At 53.6% G+C, this 429-nt stretch carries 1 protein-coding gene; it reads left to right on the forward strand.

Annotation, left to right across the window (positions count from 1 at the left end):
* Window positions 1-429, forward strand: a 429-nt coding sequence (locus EDI28_RS26505; protein ID WP_267900023.1) for a replication protein P, incomplete at both ends; no start/stop codon positions are given.

The following is a 429-nucleotide window of genomic DNA, read 5'->3' on the forward strand; positions in this document are numbered from 1 at the left end:
ATGCGCGTAGCCCGTCGGCAGAATCGACCATTTCTGCCATCACCCGGGCAGTTTGTTGCATGGTGCCGGGAAGAAGCATCCGTTACCGCCGGACTGCCAAACGTCAGCGAGCTGGTTGATATGGTTTACGAGTATTGCCGGAAGCGAGGCCTGTATCCGGATGCGGAGTCTTATCCGTGGAAATCAAACGCGCACTACTGGCTGGTTACCAACCTGTATCAGAACATGCGGGCCAATGCGCTTACTGATGCGGAATTACGCCGTAAGGCCGCAGATGAGCTTGTCCATATGACTGCGAGAATTAACCGTGGTGAGGCGATCCCTGAACCAGTAAAACAACTTCCTGTCATGGGCGGTAGACCTCTAAATCGTGCACAGGCTCTGGCGAAGATCGCAGAAATCAAAGCTAAGTTCGGACTGAAAGGAGCA

Origin of the sequence: Photobacterium chitinilyticum, from assembly GCF_004104355.1 — a bacterium.
GTDB lineage: Bacteria > Pseudomonadota > Gammaproteobacteria > Enterobacterales > Vibrionaceae > Photobacterium > Photobacterium chitinilyticum.